The organism is Oceanobacillus chungangensis (genome assembly GCF_003369565.1).
Lineage (GTDB): Bacteria > Bacillota > Bacilli > Bacillales > Amphibacillaceae > Oceanobacillus > Oceanobacillus chungangensis.
In genome coordinates this window covers 107,805-130,256 of record NZ_PIOD01000014.1, presented here as the reverse complement: position 1 = coordinate 130,256, position 22,452 = coordinate 107,805, and the positions used below count along the sequence as shown (strand labels likewise).

The 22,452-nt window shown below is 33.4% G+C and carries 27 protein-coding genes and 1 pseudogene; 24 read left to right on the top strand and 4 right to left on the bottom strand.

Features of this window, described 5'->3' with window-relative positions:
• Positions 1-159 precede the first annotated feature (159 nt).
• The 5 genes from CWR45_RS13135 to CWR45_RS13115 all read left to right on the top strand — a co-directional run bounded on the left by CWR45_RS13135 (position 160) and on the right by CWR45_RS13115 (position 3,537).
• Positions 160-921 (top strand): class I SAM-dependent methyltransferase, encoded by a 762-nt coding sequence (locus CWR45_RS13135; RefSeq protein WP_115750331.1) that lies wholly within the window; start codon positions 160-162, stop codon positions 919-921.
• 110 nt (positions 922-1,031) lie between these two features.
• The gene (locus CWR45_RS13130; RefSeq protein WP_115750330.1) at positions 1,032-1,286 is read left to right on the top strand and encodes a SunI/YnzG family protein; all 255 of its coding nucleotides are present in this window, start codon (positions 1,032-1,034) and stop codon (positions 1,284-1,286) included.
• Between the two features lie 115 nt (positions 1,287-1,401).
• A complete protein-coding gene (locus CWR45_RS13125) occupies positions 1,402-1,590 on the top strand; it encodes a hypothetical protein (protein WP_115750329.1) in 189 nt (62 codons plus the stop codon).
• A gap of 167 nt (positions 1,591-1,757) precedes the next feature.
• The gene (locus CWR45_RS13120) at positions 1,758-2,675 is read left to right on the top strand and encodes an aminoglycoside phosphotransferase family protein (protein WP_115750328.1); all 918 of its coding nucleotides are present in this window, start codon (positions 1,758-1,760) and stop codon (positions 2,673-2,675) included.
• A 145-nt stretch (positions 2,676-2,820) separates the two neighbouring features.
• Positions 2,821-3,537: a lysozyme inhibitor LprI family protein gene (locus tag CWR45_RS13115; RefSeq protein WP_115750327.1), complete on the top strand. Its 717-nt coding sequence runs from the start codon at positions 2,821-2,823 to the stop codon at positions 3,535-3,537.
• Positions 3,538-3,754: 217 nt separating this feature from the next.
• Here CWR45_RS13115 and CWR45_RS13110 read toward each other — a convergent pair whose 3' ends face one another.
• On the bottom strand, positions 3,755-4,495 hold the full coding sequence (locus CWR45_RS13110; RefSeq protein ID WP_115750326.1) for a YqcI/YcgG family protein: 741 nt from the start codon (positions 4,493-4,495) through the stop codon (positions 3,755-3,757).
• A gap of 169 nt (positions 4,496-4,664) precedes the next feature.
• Between CWR45_RS13110 and CWR45_RS13105 the strand changes: the two are divergent.
• Positions 4,665-5,518 (top strand): annotated as a pseudogene (locus tag CWR45_RS13105) (dimethylarginine dimethylaminohydrolase family protein).
• A 167-nt stretch (positions 5,519-5,685) separates the two neighbouring features.
• On the opposite strand, the gene CWR45_RS13100 reads toward CWR45_RS13105, so the two are convergent.
• Positions 5,686-6,816: a CAP domain-containing protein gene (locus CWR45_RS13100; RefSeq protein ID WP_115750325.1), complete on the bottom strand. Its 1,131-nt coding sequence runs from the start codon at positions 6,814-6,816 to the stop codon at positions 5,686-5,688.
• A 284-nt stretch (positions 6,817-7,100) separates the two neighbouring features.
• Between CWR45_RS13100 and CWR45_RS19860 the strand changes: the two genes are divergently transcribed.
• The 5 genes from CWR45_RS19860 to CWR45_RS13080 all read left to right on the top strand — a co-directional run bounded on the left by CWR45_RS19860 (position 7,101) and on the right by CWR45_RS13080 (position 10,134).
• Positions 7,101-7,268 (top strand): hypothetical protein, encoded by a 168-nt coding sequence (locus CWR45_RS19860; protein ID WP_170138859.1) that lies wholly within the window; start codon positions 7,101-7,103, stop codon positions 7,266-7,268.
• A 528-nt stretch (positions 7,269-7,796) separates the two neighbouring features.
• Positions 7,797-8,126, top strand: coding sequence for a PadR family transcriptional regulator (locus tag CWR45_RS13095; protein WP_115750324.1), 330 nt, complete (start codon positions 7,797-7,799; stop codon positions 8,124-8,126).
• Positions 8,119-8,433: a DUF1048 domain-containing protein gene (locus CWR45_RS13090; RefSeq protein WP_115750323.1), complete on the top strand. Its 315-nt coding sequence runs from the start codon at positions 8,119-8,121 to the stop codon at positions 8,431-8,433. Before CWR45_RS13095 ends, CWR45_RS13090 begins: the two co-directional genes overlap by 8 nt.
• Before the next feature lie 10 nt (positions 8,434-8,443).
• Positions 8,444-9,361: an ABC transporter ATP-binding protein gene (locus CWR45_RS13085; protein WP_115750322.1), complete on the top strand. Its 918-nt coding sequence runs from the start codon at positions 8,444-8,446 to the stop codon at positions 9,359-9,361.
• Between the two features lie 5 nt (positions 9,362-9,366).
• The gene (locus CWR45_RS13080) at positions 9,367-10,134 is read left to right on the top strand and encodes an ABC transporter permease (RefSeq protein WP_115750321.1); all 768 of its coding nucleotides are present in this window, start codon (positions 9,367-9,369) and stop codon (positions 10,132-10,134) included.
• Positions 10,135-10,573: 439 nt separating this feature from the next.
• On the opposite strand, the gene CWR45_RS19855 is transcribed toward CWR45_RS13080, so the two are convergent.
• Positions 10,574-10,747 carry a hypothetical protein gene (locus CWR45_RS19855; protein ID WP_170138858.1) on the bottom strand — a complete coding sequence of 58 codons (174 nt, stop codon included), beginning with the start codon at positions 10,745-10,747 and terminating at the stop codon, positions 10,574-10,576.
• Between the two features lie 178 nt (positions 10,748-10,925).
• Between CWR45_RS19855 and CWR45_RS13075 the strand changes: the two genes are divergently transcribed.
• The 3 genes from CWR45_RS13075 (at position 10,926) to CWR45_RS13065 (ending at position 12,656) form a co-directional block, all read left to right on the top strand.
• Positions 10,926-11,600 carry a VOC family protein gene (locus CWR45_RS13075; RefSeq protein WP_115750320.1) on the top strand — a complete coding sequence of 225 codons (675 nt, stop codon included), beginning with the start codon at positions 10,926-10,928 and terminating at the stop codon, positions 11,598-11,600.
• A 423-nt stretch (positions 11,601-12,023) separates the two neighbouring features.
• On the top strand, positions 12,024-12,362 hold the full coding sequence (locus CWR45_RS13070) for a hypothetical protein (protein ID WP_115750319.1): 339 nt from the start codon (positions 12,024-12,026) through the stop codon (positions 12,360-12,362).
• A 93-nt stretch (positions 12,363-12,455) separates the two neighbouring features.
• Positions 12,456-12,656 carry an ATPase gene (locus CWR45_RS13065; RefSeq protein ID WP_115750318.1) on the top strand — a complete coding sequence of 67 codons (201 nt, stop codon included), beginning with the start codon at positions 12,456-12,458 and terminating at the stop codon, positions 12,654-12,656.
• A gap of 204 nt (positions 12,657-12,860) precedes the next feature.
• Here CWR45_RS13065 and CWR45_RS13060 read toward each other — a convergent pair whose 3' ends face one another.
• The gene (locus CWR45_RS13060; RefSeq protein WP_115750317.1) at positions 12,861-14,054 is read right to left on the bottom strand and encodes an MFS transporter; all 1,194 of its coding nucleotides are present in this window, start codon (positions 14,052-14,054) and stop codon (positions 12,861-12,863) included.
• 1,141 nt (positions 14,055-15,195) lie between these two features.
• Between CWR45_RS13060 and CWR45_RS13050 the strand changes: the two genes are divergently transcribed.
• The 10 genes from CWR45_RS13050 (at position 15,196) to CWR45_RS13005 (ending at position 22,320) form a co-directional block, all read left to right on the top strand.
• The gene (locus CWR45_RS13050; RefSeq protein WP_425453629.1) at positions 15,196-15,750 is read left to right on the top strand and encodes a histidine phosphatase family protein; all 555 of its coding nucleotides are present in this window, start codon (positions 15,196-15,198) and stop codon (positions 15,748-15,750) included.
• Between the two features lie 444 nt (positions 15,751-16,194).
• Entirely contained in the window at positions 16,195-16,632 is a 438-nt protein-coding gene (locus tag CWR45_RS13045) for an NUDIX hydrolase (RefSeq protein ID WP_115750315.1), read from the top strand.
• 114 nt (positions 16,633-16,746) lie between these two features.
• Positions 16,747-16,980 (top strand): YczI family protein, encoded by a 234-nt coding sequence (locus tag CWR45_RS13040; RefSeq protein WP_115750314.1) that lies wholly within the window; start codon positions 16,747-16,749, stop codon positions 16,978-16,980.
• Between the two features lie 94 nt (positions 16,981-17,074).
• Positions 17,075-17,473, top strand: coding sequence for a VOC family protein (locus tag CWR45_RS13035; protein ID WP_115750313.1), 399 nt, complete (start codon positions 17,075-17,077; stop codon positions 17,471-17,473).
• Between the two features lie 195 nt (positions 17,474-17,668).
• A complete protein-coding gene (locus tag CWR45_RS13030) occupies positions 17,669-18,193 on the top strand; it encodes a P-loop NTPase family protein (RefSeq protein WP_115750312.1) in 525 nt (174 codons plus the stop codon).
• Between the two features lie 108 nt (positions 18,194-18,301).
• Complete coding sequence (locus CWR45_RS13025) at positions 18,302-19,105, top strand: class I SAM-dependent methyltransferase (RefSeq protein WP_170138857.1); 804 nt, start codon at positions 18,302-18,304, stop codon at positions 19,103-19,105.
• 95 nt (positions 19,106-19,200) lie between these two features.
• Positions 19,201-19,728 (top strand): P-loop nucleotide/nucleoside kinase family protein, encoded by a 528-nt coding sequence (locus CWR45_RS13020; protein WP_115750310.1) that lies wholly within the window; start codon positions 19,201-19,203, stop codon positions 19,726-19,728.
• A gap of 327 nt (positions 19,729-20,055) precedes the next feature.
• The gene (locus CWR45_RS13015; protein ID WP_115750309.1) at positions 20,056-20,565 is read left to right on the top strand and encodes a GNAT family N-acetyltransferase; all 510 of its coding nucleotides are present in this window, start codon (positions 20,056-20,058) and stop codon (positions 20,563-20,565) included.
• 688 nt (positions 20,566-21,253) lie between these two features.
• The gene (locus CWR45_RS13010; protein WP_115750308.1) at positions 21,254-21,589 is read left to right on the top strand and encodes a hypothetical protein; all 336 of its coding nucleotides are present in this window, start codon (positions 21,254-21,256) and stop codon (positions 21,587-21,589) included.
• Positions 21,590-21,702: 113 nt separating this feature from the next.
• Positions 21,703-22,320, top strand: a complete 618-nt coding sequence (locus CWR45_RS13005; RefSeq protein ID WP_115750307.1) for an NUDIX hydrolase — start codon at positions 21,703-21,705, stop codon at positions 22,318-22,320.
• Positions 22,321-22,452 lie beyond the last annotated feature (132 nt).

The window sequence follows — 22,452 nt, the reverse complement described above, 5'->3', positions numbered from 1 at the left end:
AAGATTGTTGTGAATGCACCCAAAAGTCATTATAGACATAGAAACAAACTTTCATTCCTTGTGGTGTAGCGCTGATTTTGCGATACATGGTGACTAACGGGGAATGTGGAAGCAGAACTTAATGCAAATAATCAATAGAAAGAGGAGGGAGAAAAGTATATGTTGGGTTATTATAGCAAACTATCCTCAGAAGTATATGATATAGACAAATACATTGGCCTTTCATTTGGAGATGTGGAATTTTATAGCGAAAGATTAGCTTCTTGTAAAGGGGAGATTCTCGAACCAGGAGTTGGAACTGGTCGTATTCTAATTCCACTACTAGAAAAAGACTTGAAAGTTGTTGGTTTTGATGTTTCAGATGAAATGTTAAAAATATGCAGTAATAATTGCGAAAAGAGAGGACTAAATCCAAGATTATTTAAAGGAGAAATGGAATCGATTTCACTAGAAACAAAATATGAGGCGATTATTATACCAACTGGAACGATGCTACTGTTACATAGGAGAGAAGATTCTATTAAGGCGTTAATAAATTTCTATCATCACATTTCTAATGGAGGTAGGCTAATTTTAGATATCTTTTTACAAACAGATCTATTGACTGACAAAGTATCAACAAGATCTTGGGAATCAAATAGTGGGGATATAATTACATTAGAAAGTAAAATAGTCGAGGTAGACTATATCAACCAGTACACAATATCTCATCACAGGTACGAAAAATGGCAGAATGGCAAACTATTACAAACAGAATTAGAACGTTTTCCACTTCGCTGGTATGGAGTTGAAGAATTTAAAATGATCCTGGAGCAAATAGGGTTTGAAGATATAGTTATCTCATCAGATTATAACTATGGACAATATCCAAATAAATCAAGCCAAATCATTACATTTGAAGCTGTTGTTAATAAGGATTAACATTCTTTTGGTGCAAAGGTTGAAGTAGAGATCGAACGGAAGCTATCCTTTTCTTATTGTACTAATGTCTCAGTTTAGTAAATTTAAGATTTATAACTTGGAGTGATAATATGGAAATAAAGGTATACAGAAAAAATGAGTCCTTATATATTAAATGGCTTTTAAGTAAATTTGAGATAAAATTGTCTGATATTACTGGTGTTCTAAATGATGATACTTATAGCGGAGACGAAAAATCAGCAATAAGGATTGGCTTTCCCTATGGAAATACGGATAGAGTAGTAATAAAAACAAAAACAGAATCTTATATTATATATTCAAGTATAGATGGCTTAAAAGAGAAGATTCTCTCTTATTTGAATTAGTTTCTTCAATTAATGTTGCGTTAAGTGAAGAATTAATACATATTTTATATGGGGGTTAGTGTACTAGCTGGGCAGGATAACTTAATAAAGTTATAGGATAGGACGGGGATTTAGAATGAAGTATTTTAAAATCAGTACGGTTTTATTTTTGATAAGTTTATGTCTATTACTAGTTGGTTTATTTTCGGAAAAAATGAAATTTGGATATATTGTTGTAGGTTTAATTGTCAATTATATAGGAATAGCTATGTTAATGGTTGGGGCTTTTAAAAGGTATAAAACAAATAATAAAAAAGATATGTGAATATAGTCTGAAAACCTTCCAGTTGTTTATAAGTTATTTGCACCAGCCAGTTTTATTTATCCTAATATTAATATATGACAATGAAAGATTGTGAAAGATTGTAAAAGATATAATCTTTCATAAAATCAATGATAGATTATCAAATTCTTATGAACAGAGGTGAGAAAATGATTGAGTCACTTTTAAAGCAGATTCCTGTAATAAGCAATTATAAGGACGTTATCCAAATTAAAAAGGGATTTTCATCGGATGAAAAATATCTAGTACATATGGATAATGGTAACAAGTTACTTCTTAAAACTTTTAAGTTAGAAGAGCTCGAACCAAAAAAGAAAGAATATTTTATTCTCGAAAAGATGCAGGATTATAACGTTACTTGTACACAGCCTATTTCTATAGGGAAGGTTGGAAGTCGTGGGTACATGATTACATCATACATCGAAGGAAAAGACGTCGAGGTCGAAATCCAAAAGTATTCGGTACAAGAGCAGTTCAATATTGGTTTTGAAGCTGGGGGCGAATTAAGGAAAATCCATCAGTTTGCTGCTCCAATTCATGTCTCTTCGTGGTATTCAAGGAAAGAAGAAAAACATAAGAAATATATTGACGCTTATTTAGCGTGTGGAATTAAAGTTGAAAATGACCAAAAAATAATAAATTTTATTGAAGAAAATATTCACCTCATGAAAGAACGTCCGAACGTGCTTCAGCATGATGATTTTCATGTTGGAAATATCATTGTGAATAATAATAAATTCGCTGGAGTTATAGACTTTAACAGATATGATTGGGGCGATCCTATTCATGAATTTCTTAAAATTGGTATCTTCAGTCGAAATGTAAGCATTCCTTTTTCAATAGGACAAATAAGAGGTTATTTTAATAACACAAAACCGGATGAATATTTTTGGAGGCTATATTCACTTTATCTAGCAATGTGTGTCTTCTCTACTGTAGTATGGACCTTAAAAACTATTCCAGACAATATAAATGATATGTTAGGTAAAGTTTACACTTTTTTAGAAGATCACGATTACTTTAGTCAATTAAAACCTAAGTGGTATACAGAAGAGATGTATGTTTGAATTGTGAAGGATTGTACTAAATGCTAACCAATGGAGAGAAAGATATTAAATAGCAGTCGCTTTAAATGACCAATACCAAACTAAAAATCATCGATTTACTTGGAATGTTACGGTTTTGATATGAATTTCAAAGGGAGATTAAAAAATGGGAAATAACCGAAAAATTTTATTGATAATGTTGACAGTAGTATTAGCTGCTATTTTGGCTGCTTGTGGAAATTCATCTGCTAAGTCAAATGCTAAATCAGACAACGAGTCAGCAAATAATAGTTCTACTCAGGATGCGAACGATGACTCATTAAATAAAGTCATAACAAATGAAGATAAAAATATAACGGAAAATGCTTCAGAAGGGGCTAATCACACCGAGCTAGAAAATCAAGAGAATCCTGCAAATCATACTGTTACCAACTCAAATGATGAGGATGATACTGCTGATAGTACAGCTACAAATTCAAATAATGAAGAGTCTTCGAAGTCCAGTAATAGTGACATTGAAATTACGGAAAGTAAAAAGGAAGCGTTTCAAAAAAAATTAAATGATACTAAAATGAAAGCAGATGGAATGGAAGCAACAGATACATCAACATTCGCATTGAAAAAATTGGAAAACGATAGATGGGATGTTTGGGATGATTTGCTGAATGAAGTGTATGGAGTCCTAGAAAATCAACTTTCTGCAGAAGACATGGACCATTTGAGAGATGAACAACGAAATTGGATCGAATATAGAGATAATAGTGCACTAGAGGCATCCCTCAAATATAAAGGTGGTACGCAAGAACATTTAGAATATGTGTCTGTGTTAGCAAATCTCACAGAAGAAAGATGTTATGAATTAGTAGAAGGTTATATGAAATAAATCTTCATTTTTGAGCGGGTAAACTTTTAAGTGAACATTTTGTTTGCTTGGTAACTTCTGAGCGTAAACAGATTCTCAAGCTATTAAAAAGGGGTGGTGGATTAAGGAAGCCTCTTCTATTAACTTTGTAATTACCCAACAATCTGTTAGTTTCTCAGTTTGCATCTTTATTCTCTACTCCAACTCTCCAAAAATAATCCCCAATGAAAATGGGGGATTATTTTTTTGGTCGTGATTTATGGTGAAATGGACATTTGCCTTGAATTGGTTCAATATCATCACCAATAAAGAATTGCTTCCATTCATTATGCGTTGGGTCTCCAAAGTGGCCGATATCTGGATGTTTAGGAAGCTGATCCCAGGCTTCTACACGCTTACGAACTCTTTCACGTGACATGATACCACCTTTTTCAGTTCCTTCTAATCCTTTAAATATTTTTCGAGGCTGGAATCCTAGAACCATCGCGTTTCCTAGATGACGCGTCTTGCGTTTCTTATATGCAGGGGCATTTCCGAAGACGAAGATTGGCTCACCATTGAATTGGAAATCCCATAAATAGTGCTCAGGATCGCGAGGTTTATCTTCCGTCCATTCAACTTCATCTGCTTCATGTAAATATTGGAGAATATCCCAAAATTGCCTTCGGTAATCCTCGAGAGCACCCTCTTGCTTAAAAGGTTCTACAAATACAAAGAGACCGTGTCGCTTGTAGTTTGGTAATTTAAATAGATCTAGAAAGCCTTTTACTGCAGATGGTAGATTACTCCAGTCGTCTTGATTGATATAAGCATAGCGAAGTTCGCCTTTCAGTTCAGCGCCCATTCCAAAATAGCATGGAAAAGTTTTATCCGTTACGGTGTTATGAAAAGTTTCGTATTCTTTATATAGCCAACTCGGCAAGTCTGGTCTATTATGAAAATCGTCTTTAGTTAATAAAGCTTTTTCCTTCGTAATCATACAATCTCCTCCACTAACTTTATATACACATCTCTTTGTCTAGTCTTTACCCCATCCTAAATTTCCCAAAACTGCGATATTTAAATGAAAATCGACTTCGCAAATAGGATATGAAATGAAATAACAAGGGAATAGAAAAGGAATGAATAGAGAAATTGGAGGATGACTTATGTCAAAAATAATTAAAAATCAACCTCAAATAGATTGTCAAAGTGAATATGGAGTATTACATAAAGTCGTCTTATGTGAACCCCAATACATGGAAATTAAAGAAGTGATAAATGATGTTCAAAAAAATACATAAAAGATAATATTGATCGTTCACTTGCAATTTCGCAGCATCAGCTATTTGAACAAGCATTACGTAATGAGGGTGTGGAAATAATTAAATTACGACCAAGTAAAGATCATCCAGAACAAGTCTTCACTAGAGATATTGGTTTTACTTTGGGTAATCGCTTATTTATCTCCGAAATGGCGAATCCGATTCGTCAAGGCGAAGAGAAAGTATTAGCCTATTGGATGAATAAACATGACATTTCATATAAGAAGCTTTTAACACATTCCATTGAAGGTGGCGATGTAATTGTAGATGGCAGACATGTGTTTATTGGAATTAGCCATCGTACATGTATGGACGCTGTTCAAGCCTTGCAAAGAGAATTACCAGATTTTGAGATTCTACCTATTCCTTTTAATCCAAAATATTTGCATTTAGATTGTGTGTTTAATATTCTTTCCTCAAAAGATGCATTGATTTATCCAGGTGCACTAGACAGCGAAATTCTGGACCGATTGTCGAAAATATACCACTTAATCGAAGTGAGCGAAAGTGAGCAGTTCTCAATGGGGACGAATGTGTTGTCTATTGGTCATAATCGAGTGTTTAGTTTGCCGATTAATCATGAAGTTAATCATCAGCTTAGACAGCATGGATATCAAGTGTTGGAGGTAGATTTTTCGGAAATCATTAAATCAGGTGGATCTTTCAGATGTTGTTCAATGCCAATTATGCGCCATTAAGAGAAGAGTCAATAGCATCATATTAGGAGAAACTGTTATTTATGCATAAAAAAGCATAAAAAAGTAAAAACAATGATGTTAGATTTAAATCCCCACTGCTTTAAAGAGAGTAGCAGTGGGGATCTATTTCCGATAATGCCAGTTAACAACAATTGATTGGATACATTCTATTTCGTTAGGAAATTCTCTGTATAAAATGGTTGGGCATCAGTACTAAATGAAACACCAACAGCAAGGGTTTCAAAATCCCCATTTAATATATTTTCCCGGTGACCGAGCGAGTTCATTAAACCTTCATGGGCAAAAATGCTGCTTTGCTGACCAGTGGCAAGGTTCTCACCAGCAGTTCGAAAGGCAATATTATCTTCTGCCATTCTATCAAATGGTGATTGTCCTTCCAGGTTTGTATGACTGAAATAGTTGTTTTCAGCCATATCTGTACTATGGTTACGAGCTGTTGCTATCAGCGGTTCATTCAATTCAAGAACAGAAAGACCGTGATTTACTCTTGCAGCATTTGTCAGATCGAACAATTGATATTCGAATCCTTCTTTCAACGCTTCACTTGGATCCACATAATATGCGTCCTTCTGTTGTTCAAACTTACCACTGATGATCTGAATCGCTGTAACCGTACTATTTTCATGCTTGTCATAAAAGATGGTCACATAATTAGTATCGATAAGAAATGTATTATATTCCTGATTGTCTTGAATCTGGTAATTGACGAGTCCTTTTCTGATTGCTTTTAGCGGCTCATTAAGCGTTGATAGTACAGACTCTCTCGAACTATCAAAAGTAATTCCATCTGTAGAGCTCAACAAGTCCTGATTGGTATATAACCCAGCAACCCGGTCTTGCTCATCATATGCTGCCATGAAAAAATTATGATAATTTTCATGATAGGTCACCCATTCGACCCCATATTCATTTAATGACGAACGCTTTGGCTCTCCCACATGCTGTTCGATCTCGGAACGATTATCACCAATTTCTACATTATGGATTGAGAAGGATTGCCCGGTTGGCTCCTCTAATTGCGGTTTCTCAGCGGCAGGTTGTGCTGTCTCTCCATCATCTGGCGAGACATCTGTTAACCGACCGACTAATAGTTGAATCTCTTGATTAATCGTATCAATTGTTGCAATGACATTTGGATTTTCTCTGATTTCATTAACATTCGTTTTGATATCTTCATATACGCCTGTAAAGCCAGTTTGCTGGAATGTATCGCCATAAAAATGCCAAAAAATTCCTGCAATGACCAACAAGACGATAATATTTCTTAATTTTGGCATAAGCTCACCCTAACTAGTATTTCTATTTTTCTATTTTATCATATCTTCAGTATGAACAAATGTCAGAGCGATTAGTAATTATTTACATATAAACTAGAAAAAAATTTTCAGTAAAGTTATATGTTATAAGTTTTTGATTAGCTTTCTTCTCACAAGGGTATATAAACTATTAGGACATATTTCTGCTGCTTATCCACTTAATTTTAAGTATCAGTTATAGATACGATGATTCAATGCACATGGAAAAGCGGCTACATCAAGTTAGACAGGAGATGACACCCAACATGAAAATGAAGAAGAAAATGAAAATATTAATATTTACCCTTGCTATTGTAGCGATACTTGGGATAATTTATATGCTGACCGTCGTTGGTGAAAGTCAAACGATGGAGGGAGAGGAGAGACAGGATATTGAGCAAGTGGCCTATGAATATAGTACACACATAAGCTGACTAAAACGGCAGATTCCGGAAATTCTAATCTAATCAATAATCTTTCCTCCTTTCATCAGGATGTATATACCATTATTAATTCTAAAGTTAATCTTATAACAAATATTATTCCAATGATGAAGCTTGACCAAGCTATGTATTTTTGAATAGTGGGATTTGGCAAAAAGTTTAGGAAGACAGATCGTAATAGTTATCTTAAGTCCCTTGCTAAAAATTCCGTTCCAACTATAGTTAGTTTTCAATTGGCAAGCAGCGGACGAGTTTTCAATCGCTGTTTGATGGCAAAATCAATATAAAATTCTGGCTGGATCCAATCGTGGTCCGGTCTTTTTTTGTTCAAAAGTTTATTTTAGGAAATTGTGGGTATCTTTCCTTTTGTTTTTCCTACTCCCTTACAGGTTATTCTATTTTATGTAACTATAAACGGAGTGAATAAAAATAAAATTAAAAATGGGTTTGACATGTTAACTACTTTGTAATACTATATAGTGGTACTGAGTAATACTAAGTAGATTGCAAGGAGGATATATGAAGGATTTAACTGAAATGCTTAAAGGTGTGCTTGAAGGGGTGGTGCTTCAAAAAATCCATGCTGGAGAAACCTATGGCTATGAAATAACTAAGTACCTAAATGAGTTGGGTTTTGAGGATATTGTGGAAGGAACAGTCTATACCATTCTTGTTCGTATCGAGAAAAAAGGGCTTGTGGATATTGAGAAGAAGAAATCTGAGCTTGGACCAGCAAGGAAGTTTTACAAGTTAAATGTGAAGGGAGAAGAAGAATTAAAAGGTTTTTGGAAACGCTGGGCATTTATAGAAGAAAAAATGAATGTGATAAGGGAGCAAAAAGATGTTTAAAAAGATGATGCAAGAAAAACGAGAATATCGCGCATATCGTAAAAGAGTGAATGAACTACCGGAAGAATTTAGAATAGCCATGGTCTCAATCGAGGAATATATGTGGAATTTTGCAAAGGGTTCGGGGATGTTCGCCCTCTTAAAAAATATTTTAGAGATGTTCGAAAGTAGTGCCAGTGATGGTTTAAGCGTTAGAGATGTCGTTGGAAGCGACATAGCAGAATTTGCTGATTCGCTCTTAGCAGAGTTTCCAGAAGAAACATGGATAGACAAAATGAGGAAAAAATTGAGAGATTCTATTGAGTAAGGAGAGGGCCATGAATACAACAATCCTTGAAATAAAAAATGTCAGAAAGAGCTTTAAAGACAAAGAAGTATTAAAGGATGTAAATATTACGGTGAAAAAAGGTTCTGTTTATGCTTTACTAGGTGCCAACGGAGCGGGAAAAAGTACGCTCCTAAAAATTGTTACTGGGTTACTGAATTGCGATAATGGCAAGGTTACAATCAAGAATATTGACGTTGCTGACAATCCAGTCTTAGCACAAAAACTGTTTAGTTTTAGTTCACAAACCACTACTGTAGACGGTGTGCTGACTGGATATGAAAACCTTCATCTAATTGCAAAATTACGGCAGGAACGCAATCCTAGAAAAGTGGCTGAGAATCTGTTAGATAAGTTTGAACTGACAGAGGCCAAAGATAAAGCTGTCTCCACTTATTCAGGAGGAATGCGTCGCCGTCTGGACTTAGCGATGAGTTTAGTTGGGAGTCCAGAAATCATTTTTCTTGATGAGCCTACTACTGGATTGGACCCGAAAAGCAGGCAGGAGCTTTGGGATACGATTAAAGAAATGAAGTCCCAAGGAAAGACCATCTTATTAACAACTCAATATTTAGAGGAAGCAGATTATTTAGCAGATCAGATCGGCTTTTTACGTGAAGGCGAAATTGTTGCTAATGGTACTCCAGATGAAATGAAACGTTTGGCTGGGGCAGATAAATTACTTCTCGTATTTAATAATCATCATAATACTGAAAGGGCTTTAAAACTTTTTGAATTTTATTATCCTATCAAAAGAGCAGATTGTGAGATTTCCATAGATTTAGATGAAGAGATAGAAACGACCTTGACCGTCTTAAACGCCCTAACAACTGAAAAAATTGAACTGAAGACGTTCAAAATGATTACTCCAACTCTTGATGATGTATTTATGACACTTACGAAAGGGTGAAAATAATGAATGCTTTTCAAAATATAAGTGACACATTAACACTTGCGAATCGGATTATTAAACATAATCTCCGTAGTATTGACACTCTGATTAAGGTTGTTGCAATGCCAGTTATGATGTTATTGCTTATGGTTTTCATATTTGGTGGAGCCTTCCAAATTCCTGGTGTATCTGAAGATGAGTATATTAATTATGTTCTTCCCGGAATACTATTAATGACGATTGCTACAGGGTCTGCCTACACCTCGTTAAGAATAAACTTAGACAAAACGACTGGAATGTTTGACCGACTTAAATCAATGCCTATAGCTAAGTCATCTATACTAGGTGGTCAGGTAGTTGCTTCAGTAATTTTTATGTTAGTTTCGATTATTGTTGTATTTATAGTAGGGTTTATAGCGGGATTTAGAAGTGATGCGACATTTTTGGAATGGCTACTTTTAATGTTATTGATTCTTCTTTTTTCTCTTGCATTAACATGGATTTCAGTTCCTTTTGGTTTAGCTGCAGAAAGTATAGAAGGAGCTAGTTCTTTTTCTTATATCTTATTGATGCTACTGTTTATCAGTTCTGCATTTGTTCCTGTCGAAGGAATGCCAAAGGTAGTTCGAATTTTTGCAGAAAATCAACCAATGACACCAATTATTCAAACTCTTAGAAATCTATTAGACTCGCAGGCTGTTGGAAATGATCTTTGGATATCGTTCGGTTGGATGGTGTTAATTATATTGATTTCATATATTTTTGGATTGAAGGTATATAGAAGAGTCTAAGGGGTATTGTAGATAATTCTACATGCATCTCCTCCTTTTCGCTGCTAAAGAGACTGTATTTACACCTTGAAGAAGTTGGAGCGGCGTATAAGATGATTAATGAAATAGTTGTTTTCCAACACCAAGGAAGAGGGGAAGAGCAGTGAACAGGCCAATATGTTTTCAATTATCATTCGATCGGCTTCATCAATACAAAATCAATACAATTCGAGCGGGATTCCATAGTGGGTCCAGTTCTTTTTTTTCAAAACTCCTTCAACTCCATGTCCAATAAGGGTTTGAATCGTCCTATCTTCGATTAATTCTAGTTCCAATCCAGTTACAGGAAATTGTATCTTCACCACTAGATTTGTGTTAAATGAAATAAAGACCGACCCTATTCAGGGGAGATAAGGTCAATCCAGTTCAATTATTTACTTTTGGTAATTGCATTTATAATTTAAGTAAGTGCCTCATTGATTGGCGTTGCTGGAGGAACAAGAACTTTTTTGAAATCATTTCTCTCTAAATCTAAAGAGCTCTCTCGAATGCTTCTTTGAATGTCAACAAGTATAGGAATAACAAAATCTTGTATGCCGGCAGCCTTCATACTATCAAGCATAAGCATCATCATCTATTTTCTTTCAAGGTACTTCTTTGCCTAATCTTTAATTTATGTCTTGATAATAGTAAGGCTATAACTTCTTATTATGCCTTTTAATTAGAAATTAGTATTTTCATTATTCCTATATATATATTAAACTAACATTGATTCAGTATTAGGAAAATTAATGAAAATGGGGTGGTTAGTAATGGAAATAAAACGATTAACACTTCAAACAAATACTATTAAGGAAATGAGAGAATTTTATGTAGACATGTTCGGGTTCCCATTAATAATAGAGGATGAGAATAGTTTTCGTATTGGTATTGGTTCAAGTGAATTAGAATTCGCATCAGAAAATGTAGAAGGTCACCCTTATTACCATTTTGCTTTTAACATTTTTGCAAATAAATTTGAAGAGGCTAAATCATGGGTAAAAGAAAGAGTACAGTTAAACGTATGGGATGGAGAAGATGAAGTATATTTTTCACATTTTCAAGCTCATGCTTTATATTTCTACGATCCAGCTGGTAATATAGTGGAATTCATTGCGAGACATACTATTTCTGAAAATGGAGAGGGGCCTTTCTCTATAGAAGGTGTATTAAACATTAGTGAAATAGGACTTACGGTAGCTAATGCGATAAGTGATGGGGAAAAGTTAATTGCAGCTGGAATAAATAAACGGGATAATTCCCCTTTAAGTTCAACATCGCTAAATTTTATGGGAGAAAAATCAAAAGGCATTTTTATAATACTTAATCAGCCGGGGAGAGACTGGATATTTTCTGATAAGATATCCGCCATATACCCCATGGAAATTATTACAACAGGTAATAGTAAAATTGTTGTGAATTCAGAACACATTTTAAAAGTTTACTAGAACTAAAAAAATGTACTATAAACTGTTACTAAGCTGTAAGTGTTAAAGATTAATATAACTTTGTATTGTCGGGGCAGGATGATTATTTAAGACGACTAAAAACGGTCAAGAATAGGGTACAAATATAAATCATTAGGTTACCAAATGTTATATATTAATATTGAGTTTGGAATTGACTTATAATCATTAAAGCATAAAAATAGAATGATTTTGATTACTTATCTAAACTGGTGAAAAACCAGAGGTAAACCATTCAGGTATATATTGTGAATATATTTACTTCATCTAAAGCAAATGGTGCTATATCAAAACAAAAAGATCGTCGCTATGGCGGTCTTTTTTGAATTGAGATGAATTTTATGGAAAAATTTGGATAACACCAGATTTATGGTAATATTATAAAAAAAATGGAGGAGAAACATAATGAAGAAATTTGTTCTGGCCATCATTACAATAGGTACAATTCTTATAGCTAATTGGGGTATAGCTGCATTATTTTATAACCATTTTATAGATTGGTCATTTTTAACAGGACTTGCTGTAACAATTTGCATTGGATTTTTCAATTCGTCTGGTGGATTTATGTCTGATTTGACTGATTCAAAGCTACAAAGCAGTAATTATGGGCATTGGACCGCAACTGAAGTACGGACAAAGATTGATAGACAAAAACGGAGCTTCCGAACTTCAATTTCATTTTATGTTGCTTTAAGCTACACATTGATTGCTGGATTATTATCATTAATTTACTACAATGTTTAATTTATGGCAGTTAAGTAAAATTAAATGAAACAAAATAATTATCTGAAACGTAAATTATTTAGACTGTATATTGATCAAATAAGGAGGGTTTTTGTGAATAAAAATTTTTGGATTCCGTTAATTGCCTCACTTGGAACGATGATTATACTTTATTTGATAGGTAATATTTTCAATGTTGATTTTCTTATATTTGACATTTCGTTACCATATTCAGAGATTTCTCTAATACCAATTGTTGTAGGAATATTAGTGGGATTTATTAGTGAACGCATTATTAAAATGAAATATCAATAAGTTAACTCTGTTGCATTAATTCTTGAATGATTAAAGCTATTCGCTGCTTTTTGGAGGTTTCAAATGAAGTTTCCATAGTATAGAGTAACTTTAATATTCTTTAGTCAAGAAGGGGCTATTCCCAATAGTCAATGTTGACAATGGTGCAGCCCCAGTTTGTTATGGTTTATCCGTTCGTAAGCTCGCACGCTTCACTCTGTATGTTTATTTCTTTTTCGCTTCTATTGCGACAGTTTTCCTGCTCCCAAACAGATACAATAACAAAATAACAATCATAGTAGCTGCAGAATAACTAAATGTCATGCCGTATCCAACTCTTTGTGCTAAGAATCCGAGTCCGACTGATCCAACGGCCAAACCAAAATCAATAAAAATCAGAAGCATGGAATTGGCTGTTGCTTTTTTCTCAGGTGGAACAAGGGTTAATGCCCAAGCTTGGATAATTGGATGGATTATGGCAAAAGCGATTCCGAATAATACACCTGATACCCAAACCATCCACATACTAGTGGAGAAGCCTAAAAGAATTAAACCTATAGCCCCGGAAATAGCAGCTGGAATAATCAGGATTCTGTGACCGAATTTATCGAAAATCTTACCAGAGATCATTCGAACTACTACCATTGCAATACCTTGTGCGATAAAAAACTGTGAAATACTAGCACCTACATTAATCTCTTTCCCAAAGGCCCCAATAAAGTTGACAGTTCCAGCAATTGCAATATAATTTAACGCTACCAATATACATGGAAGAAGGACACGTTTATCGAACATGTACTTATAGAATGGTTCATTATTTGTCGTCTCTGGACTTTCATTTTCTTTTTTAACCGTCGTATTTTTTGTGAAAAAGCTGCACACTAATGAAAAAGACATAAGACCCAGAGTTAACATCATCATCGACTGGAATGAATAATTTGCAAGATAAGAAATAGCGATTAGTGGCCCCATGGTCGTCCCAACACTTGTAGACATTGCAAAAAACACAATACCCTCACCTAGCCGAGATTTAGGAACAATATTACTTGATATCGTAAATACTAAAATTGTAAGCATACTAAATCCAATACCTTGCAGTGCTCTAATGAATATTAAAAATCCGACAGAATCGTTTACAAGAGTAAGACCGATTGTACCCAAAAAATAAAGGAGAGAAATAATGAGGAGCAATTTCATATTAACTTTTTGGATAATTACACTTGCAAAGAAGCGCGTAATTAGTGAAGCTAACATTAAGGTCGTTGTCATGATTCCTGCAATCGCAGGATTATCACTAATAGTTGATACAAATATGGGGAAACCTGCTGTGATCATATAAAAAGAAGCGAACATAACCAAGGATAATAATATTATAATTAAATATTGGTTTGTCCATAGTTTAACTTTTCTTTTACCCATGGTAAGACCGCCTTTCAAAGCTATTTCTAAAGTACTGATGATTTATACATGAAAAACGTTTTTTAAATCATGACAAATCTATTTTCCCCTTATTTTGAAAAAATATTTAGAGCTGTTTTAAATAAAAGCAATTAATTATAAAAACTATCCAGGAGGTGGAAGAGCACTGTCAAAAGTCATTTACTCATCCAGAAAAAAGCGGAGTTTCTTCAAGAAGATATCTATTTCATGTGGTAAATAAATTAACCAAGAGAAGAAAGGTGCATGATCAACATACTGATGCAAGAGTTAAAACAAGGCGATCAATCATCTTTTTCTTTTAGTAAATATTTTTTGAACATTATGTTAATATGGAGGGTGAGTTATTCAACTAACGTCATTGAGTTACTTGAATAAAGAAATGAGGGAGAAAAATGTCTAAATGATTAAAAATAATGCTATTTTGGTCGCTTTTATTTCCCATAATTATCACCATTCTTCGTTTCATAACAGATTATTTTTTAGGAAATGAGGTTGAATGTTTCTCATATACAGCCGTTTTCTTAGGTATAGGTTCTGGAGGATTATTCTTCGCTGGACCATTAATGTATCTTATATCAAAATCTAATGAGGAAGATGGAGACCAAAATGCAAAATTACAATTTGCTGGCTATCTTAATTTCATCCGAAACGTTTTAATAATGTTAAAGAAACGAACAAGTTGGATAAAGGTTTTGCAATAAACTACTTTAAACTATCTTATAGAAGAAAGATGATTAGAACACTATTTAGTTTCCCCATCGTAATTCTTATTCTCATTGTTATTTATTTGTTCTGTGACTGGAGTATGAAAGTTAATATTTTGATTGGATTCACATTAATTTTGTTCATTGTAATCCAATTAGTTTATAACGTTAATATGTGGAAGAAGAATGAAAGGTAACAATATACTATTTCAACAAGGTGTGTTACCGAATCAACGCTGTTACCTACTTTACTTTCCATTTATGGATTAGTTAGCTATTACAACTTTTGGGGGAGACGATATGAAAATTCAGCCAATAAAACTTCACTATAAAAATTCTAATTAGAATATAAAAGCGATAGAAATATCATAAAGTAAATAGAGAAATATCGGGGGCTAATATGCATACTTATATATATGGTGAGACACGGTGATTCACCAAAAGTCGGAAATGAAAGAACAAGAGGGTTAACTGATAAAGGTTATATGGATACTCAGCAAATAACTAATATCTTAAAAGAGGAAGGGATTAACGCTGTTATCTCCAGTCCATACAAGCGTTCAATCTTAACTGTTCAGGAACTAGCAGATCAATTGGGACAAAGAGTATTAGTATTCGAAGACCTGAAGGAGCGAATCTTTACCAGAGGGGATAAACGAATATCTGATAAGGAATTATTCCCGTTATTAAACAAGTCATTTTCTGAACCAAACTTTACCTTACCTGGAGGAGAATCGAATGCAGATTGTCAAACAAGAGCTATAAAAATCTTAAAGGGAATATTAAATACTTATCGAGGACAGAAAGTAGTTATAGGTACTCACGGAGCGGTAATGACTTTAATGATGGGTCATTATGATAGTAAATATGATTTGGAGTTTTTACTCCATACATCAAAACCAGATGTATACAGAATGGAGTTTAATGGAGAAGAATTGCTGAAAGTTAATAGATTATGGAGATTTACATAGCGGTATACGTAGATATTAAAAGGAATGGGGGAGATAAATAATATGGAAAATTGGTGGAATATCTTTTATTTTGTGGTTATAGCAATAATTTCTATCTTTACAGGCGAAATAGTAACTTTTATAATGTTAGGTTTTATTCTATTAACATTGAATAATATCAACTCGACACTAAAAAAGATTTATAAACAAAATAATGAAAAGAACAATAATGAATAAAATCAGATTTAAATGTTTGGTACGCTTACTTAAAGTAAAAAAGAAAAACAAGTAAATTCTAGCTAACTTTATATTATAAATTTGTGCAGGATTTAAACCTATCGGGGTGGAAAATATGGATTTTATTATGTCAATAACACCGTTAATAATACTCCCAGCAACTGGGGCAACATTTGATATCAATAATGGTGGATATTTAAAGTGATTTTTCTTAATGGAGGGTTTTACTTGAAAAGAGGAGAAATTAGACCAATTGTAATTTGTATATTTATTAATAATGATTCTATTCTTGTTGCCGAAGGGTATGACGCCGTAAAGAAAGAATACTATTATCGACCGATTGGTGGAGGTATTGAATTTGGAGAGTCAAGCTCCAGTGCCTTAATTAGAGAAGTTAAAGAGGAAATTAAAGCTGACATAAATGAATTAAAATATTTAGGGGCAGTTGAAAATATTTTTACATACAACGGTGATACAGGTCACGAAATAGTTATGGTGTACGATGCTTCCTTTGTCGATAAATCCTTATATAAATTAGATTATTTTGAAGGCGTTGAAGATGATGGAACAGTATTTAAGCTCTTCTGGAAGCCTTTAAGTAATTTTCAAGATGAGGAACTACGACTTGTACCAGAGAAATTATTGGGGATTATTTATGGAATGTAATTATGAAGAAACATACTTAGACTTATGGTGTTTTAATATAACAACCTCTTGGAGGCGACAGTCTCTTCTTCTAAATTCACAGGTTTGTTGAAGATGATAAAGGGGAGTGATTTTTTGCTGAAAATTTTACGTTATGTTTTTTCACTAATAGGTATTTTATTTGCTGCATATGGACTAATCACTAAAAATTTTGAGTTTCAGTCATATATGATTTTATTCTTAGGCCTAATGATGTTGGTTATGGGGTTAGAAGAATTTCAAAAAGAGAGAAAAGCGTATGGTTGGTTGTTTGTTGTTGTCTGTGTATTTTCATTATTTGTATCAATTCAAGGATTTTTATTGAGTTAACGGGAAGCTTTAACGAAAGAAGGAATTTCCCTCTATTCAATTATCGGAGTAGAAAAGTTTAGTATATTAGTGGAATAAGATAGGGGGATTTTCAATGTCAAAGGGTTTATTACATCATATTGAAATATATGTATCAGATTTAAAAAGGACAGTAGATTTTTGGGGCTGGTTTCTTGAAGAATTAGGGTACACTCCTTTTCAAGAATGGGTAAGTGGACGAAGTTGGAAAATAGCTGATACATACATTGTTTTTGTACAAACAGAGGACAATTATTTAGACGTTCCATATCATAGATGCCGAGTAGGTCTTAATCATTTAGCGTTTCACGCAAGTTCACGCCAACATGTTGATGAAATGACAAATAAATTAATAGATAGAGGAATAAATATTCTTTATTCAAACAAGCATCCTTTTGCTGGGGGAGAAAATCATTATGCTGTTTATTTTGAAGACACAGATAGAATAAAAGTAGAACTTGTAGCCACTAAATAGTTATTCAATTAATTGGTGCAATAATTAACCAAGAAGATCGTCATGTATGTACGATCTTTTTCTTATATCTACACTAACTGAAAATTATGTTATCTTGACTTGAGTTCTTGAACTCTAGGGGTATGAGGGAATTATTACTTTAATAATAATAGGGAATTTATTACCGAAAAAAATTATTATGGATTAGGTGGTTTCTTGAACAAAACAATACAAAGAATACATATTATTGGATCCGTTGGAAGTGGCAAAACAACTTTAGCTAAAGAAATATCTTTAACGTTAGGTATACCAGATTACGAATTAGATAATGTGGTCTGGAAGAGAGATAAGTCTGGGGATATAAGAAGAAATGAACAAGAGAGAGAAGCGTATCTAAATAGTATTATACAATCTGAAAGTTGGATAATCGAAGGGGTTCACAATGAGGATTGGGTAAGCAATTGTTTTCATAGTGCAGACTTGATTATTTTTTTAGATACAAGATATACCATAAGATCTTATCGCATCATAAAGAGGTATTTTAAACAAATGCTTCGAGTAGAGAAATCCAATTACAAACCAACATTACAAATATTTTTGAAAATGTTTAAGTGGAATCGGTATTTTGAAGAAGTTGGAAAGGTAAATTTTTTCAATAAGTATGGCATATATAAAGACAAGATAGTAGTTATAAACAACAAGAAATGTATTAAGGATTACTTCAACAAAATAGTGCAATAGCTCAACAAGGCGATATGGTGTCATAATATATTATGTCTAAAATGATGTACAAGAATATTGAAGTGCAGGTTATTGGATAATAGTTTAACAAAATAAGGGGGATTTATTTTGGAGAGCGGAGAAACAGTGAGAAAATTTTATGACGAAACTGTAAAAGATGAGTGGGAACGACTTGATCGCCACAAAGTAGAATTTGAAATTACTAAACGCTATTTAAACCGTTATATAAAGCCTAAGGACAAAGTGTTGGATCTTGGTGGTGGACCGGGAAAGTATTCATTATATCTTGCCAATCTTGGTTGTGATGTAACGTTAGCTGATCTGTCAGATAAAAATGTGGCGTTTGCTTTGAATAAGGCAAATGAACAAGGGGTTACTATCAAAGGGTTACAGGTCGATGGACGAGATTTATCTGCTATTAGAGATGGACAATTTGATTATGTATTATGCATGGGACCAATGTATCACCTTAAAAGTGAAGAAGATAGAGCTAAAACGATAAGAGAATGTCTAAAAAAATTAAAGCCAAACGGAATTATTTTTGTAGCGTTTATTTCTTCATATTCATTTGTATGGGATTATCTTATTCGGAACCCAGATTTTATTCTGAATAGTGATAGGAAGTCAGAATTAAATAAAATAGTGGACGGTAAAGATTTTGCGGGGGAAGGATTTTCAGATAACTTTTATATATCACCTAAAAATGTACTTCCGTTTTTCATTCAATTTAATCTTGAAAAACTTCATTTACTGAATAATGAAAGCTTCTTATATCTTCGTGAACCAGAATTAATCGGGCGGAAACCTGAAGTAATAAATGCTTGGTTAGATTTGGCAGAGCAGGTATGTGGAAGAGAAGATTTACTTAGTATGGCTGAGCACTTAATGTATATTGGCAGAAAAACTGAATAAATCTCAAGTTACTGCTGCAATAGTTCAACAAGGCGATTCAGAACTTATTTGGCACTAAGATGGAATTCAAATCAAAAAAAAATGGGGGGGATCCGATGTTTGAAGAGTTTAATTTTGACCTGATTTATCGTGAACGGGATGATATCACACCTCTAGTGGTAATGATGTGTGGTGTGGCTGGTTCTGGGAAAACTACATTCTCACAACAATTAGAAAAAGGAGGTTTTGTACGTCTTTCTATTGATGAAGAAATATGGGCTACGAATGGTCGTTATGGGATTGATTTCCCAACTGAAAAGATTGAGGAATACAAGAAAGATGCAGAAAGGAAATTGCGTAATCATTTAATAAAGTTAATTCACGATAAACAACAGGTGGTAATAGACTTCAGTTTTTGGGATCGAGTAAGAAGGGATCAATACAAACAACTTATTGAAAAGTCCGGAGGTAAATGGAAACTTATATATTTAAAAGTTCATCCTGATGATTTGCGTGAACGGCTTAAAATTCGAAACAAACGTTTTGATGCGAATGCTTTTCCTATTACAGAAGAAATTTTAACATCCTACCTTAATGGTTTCGAAACACCAAAAGGTGAAGGAGAAATTGTAATTGAACATTAGGATAATCAAATAATAACATTTAGACTTACTTCTACTTCAGCTAAATGGTGCAGAGTTTAACAAGGCAATCATCAAATTGGTCGTCTTATCTTATAACATATTCAAAAATTGCAAACACGATTCCTTATCTTCCCCCTCAAATGGTTATAGAAAATTTCAATGTGATCTCTGGCATCAAAAAAATAATTGTAAATAATTAACAGTAATCTTTCAAAGTAACTAGTTTATTGAGCTAACTTATTCAATAAACGGATGCCTTTCTTAAATTGCACCTTGTTCTATTATTGTCGCAGTTTTGTTTAAAATTAATTTGGGAAGGTGACGGCCTTGAAAATACTTGAAACAGAGCGATTATATTTAAGAGAATTAGTTTTGGAAGATGCACAAGCGTTATCAAAGGTTCTTTCTGACCCAGAATCGATGCAATACTATACCGAGCCATTTAATATGGAAAAGGTGGAAAGCTGGATTCAATGGAACATTGATAATTATAAAAGATATAATCATGGGTTATGGGCAGTAATCTTAAAAGATGGAGGGAAATTTCTTGGTGATTGTGGTATTACAATGCAATTAATTGATAAAGAAACAGTACCAGAGATTGGATTTCATATTATAAAGAACTACTGTAATAGGGGGTATGCAACGGAAGCTGCAATCGCCTGTAAGGAGTACGCTTTTAAAGTTTTACATTATCCTAAAGTATTTTCATACTCAACCGTTAAAAATGTTCCATCACAGAAAGTAGCAGAGAAAATGGGGATGCAAAAATATAAGGTATTTGAAAAAAATGGAGATAAACAAATTGCCCTTGTGACGTATAATACTAATGTTTAACTTGTCAATTTCAATGGAAGTTATAGGGTTTGGATTGTTCAACTAAAAGTCAACAGGAATTTCTGGTTAGACTTGTAATATGATTCAGGTTAAACAAGGCGATCATTATCTTGATCGCTTTTCTGATGCGAAAATTTTAATTATGTTTTTGGAAAATTATGGTAGTATTGAATTGAATGCAGAGATATTAAGTTAAAGTGTTTGAGAAGTGAATAAGAAAAATCAAGAGGGGGATTTTGAGTGTGGTTATTTTTAGGCTTTATAGTACTAATTATTAGCGTTTTATCAATAGATGGACAGCTAAGAAAAGGTTATAAACAACAACAGGAAATAATTGAGTTACTAAAGCAAATAAATGAAAGGCATTGATTTGCTTCTTTAATAATCGGGTGCCATTCTTGCAACCGTAATTTTGCTGACTGATCTTTATGTTGATTGGTAACTATATTTAACTAACTAGTGCGAATATGAAACAAGACGTTTAGAATTAGCAACTCAGCATATTAATTGAATCCATTTATAATTCCTGCACCTTCAATGAATCGGCTCAAAGGAAAGAGACATAAAGGGTTATCGCTTTGGCACTGTTCGTTTTGGTTGCAGGTTAGTCATGGATGGGAGGCGAAGCTTTACGTGAGTTCGGTTATATTGAGAAAACTCATTTCAACATCAGTTTCTGGATTATTGTTTGCTATTATTGCTCGGTTTGATTGAACCAAATCCGTTTGGAGAAGATTTAAGTTCCATAACAGAGTATTTATTTGCTTTTGTCTTAGCAACTCCTGTTTATTTGATATACAGTTTCCCAGCTGGTGTGTTAACTTCAATTATTAGTGATAAAACAGGCGAGTTAGTATCGAGAAAAGTTAATAAAGAAAAAATGGAACTAATTATCTCAGACGTTTTACGCGTCTTGTTCGGTCTTATATTACTCTTTTACAGTTTGGGTGCAGCAATTTTGTTTTTTATTACAGATAGATTACTACAAAAAATAACAAAGAATATAATTGGATACATTCAATAAAAAGTTAGCCATAGCTTGCGCTGTATGGTTATCATGACGATTGCTCGTATCAAACGATACTTTTGTTAGTTAGTGTTACTGATTTATAAAATTCTTAGAAAAAGGTGTTCAAATTGAGTTATAAATGGTTAGAGTGGGCAAAGAGAATTCAATCCTTATCACAATCAGGGCTATCGTTTTCAGATGATATGTATGATATTGAAAGGTATGAAGAACTTAGAGAAATTAGTGCTGAGATAATGGAACAATATACAAGTTTAGAAATGGAAAAAATAAAAGAATTGTTTACAAATGAAACGGGTTATCAAACTCCTAAAGTAGATATTCGTGGAGCTGTCTTTAATGACGAAAAAATTTTAATGGTACGAGAGAAAATTGATGATAAGTGGTCGTTACCTGGTGGCTTTTGTGATATTGGTTTGTCACCTTCTGAGAATATCGTGAAAGAGGTAAAAGAGGAGTCGGGCTATGATGTAACTGCAAAAAAATTAGTTGCATTGTTAGATATGAATAAACATTCTCATCCACCTCAACCTTATCATTATTATAAAATATTTATTCAATGTGAATTAATAGGAGGACAAGCAAAGACTGGGTTAGAAACGAAAGATGTAAGGTTTTTTTCTGAAAATAATCTTCCTAAATTGTCAACTGGCAGAAATACTGAAGAACAGATACATATGCTTTTTGGCTTTCTGAGAAACCCGAATAAAGTATCAAAATTTGATTAATTCGAATAACAATTGCTGGTAACTAAATCCATCGTGGATGTAGTTATTATTATGATAAATATGTAATATATATTTGTAAAATGTAATTTATATGTTACAATAAAATTAGAATTATTAAGGGGGTGTAGAACG